This is a genomic window from Bacillus sp. LR--39, assembly GCF_053613335.1.
The window spans coordinates 1-1,233 of the sequence record NZ_JBSIOT010000233.1; the positions used below are offsets into that span (position 1 = coordinate 1).

The following is a 1,233-nucleotide window of genomic DNA, read 5'->3' on the forward strand; positions in this document are numbered from 1 at the left end:
CATATCCTTTTGCATTTTTTGCATTTGTTTCATCATTTTTTGCATATTACCCATTCCGCCACGCATAGCATTCACTCTCTTTCATTTTGTTAGTCTTTTATTTCAATTAAATCCGCTCCAACAAGCTTTTTCGCTTCGGCAATAAGCGGGTCTTCTTCAGCCGGTTCATTTGATCCTTCATTTTCCTGCTGATGATCTTCTAAAAATTCTTCTCTTATTTTACCCCATTGTGCTTCTGGAACGCCAATCAAATCCATTCTTTTTCCGAGCATCGATTCTAAAATCTGCTCAAGATTAGTCCGGACTCCGTTGTTATCCTCAGCGACCATTTTACAATGAATTTCATATTTGAATTTCAGAACAAATGCCGCCGATCCGGCAGCCACAGGTTCACTGTCATTCAGCAAAGCGGCATGTGATACTTTGTTTTGCTGTTTGAGATGAGCAAGAAGCTTGCCCCAACTGTTTCTGAGCAGATCAAGATCCGGTCTTGTGGCTTCCTTCAAAATCTCATGAATTCTGCCTACTGGCGCTTTGTAATTGGATTTCCCGCCCTTTGGCACACGCGGCGCTTCTTTTTTCGGACTTTCCGCAGCTGCTTTTATGCCCGTTGTTTTGAGCTGTTCTACTTCCTGTTCAAGCTGCTGGATTTTTTTCATCAGCATATCCACTTCCGGGAGATCAGCAGCAGATTGATGTGAGGTTTGGCAAATCTTCACAACGGCCACTTCGAAAAAGATACGCGGATGATTTGTCCATTTCATTTCCTGATGGCTCTTGTTCAGAATATCAATCATTTCATATAGGGCCTGAGCCGGAATTTGTTCACTTAGTTCCCGGAACGTTTCATCGACTTTTACTTTCTCAAGCACTCCCTCTAAGCCAGGGGCTGTTTTGTACAGCAGCATGTCCCTGAAATAGAAAATCATATCTTCTATCAGCTTAGCTGGATCTTTTCCTTGCTGAAGCAATTCATTTAATGTTTCCAGTGCGTCAGAAACGTTTTTATCATGCAGGGATTGTGCAAGCTTCCCGATATATAATTGAGAAACAGCACCCGTAATTAAAAGCGCATCTTCGACTTTCAGGATATCGCCGCTGAATGATATGGCCTGATCAAGAAGGCTCAGGGCATCCCTCATCCCTCCGTCTGCAGCACTCGCGATGATATCCAGCGATCCTTCATCCACTTGCAGCTGTTCAGCATCAACAATTTTATTCATGCGGCCTACA

The 1,233-nt window shown here is 43.2% G+C and carries 1 protein-coding gene and 1 pseudogene; both read right to left on the reverse strand.

Translation table 11 applies throughout. The annotated features are described in order from the left end of the window. Positions 1-66 (reverse strand): annotated as a pseudogene (locus ACWHAR_RS22065) (YbaB/EbfC family nucleoid-associated protein); the annotation flags it as partial. Between the two features lie 23 nt (positions 67-89). Next, a partial coding sequence (gene dnaX / locus ACWHAR_RS22070; protein ID WP_452087836.1) for a DNA polymerase III subunit gamma/tau occupies positions 90-1,233 on the reverse strand: 1,144 nt, incomplete at its 5' end.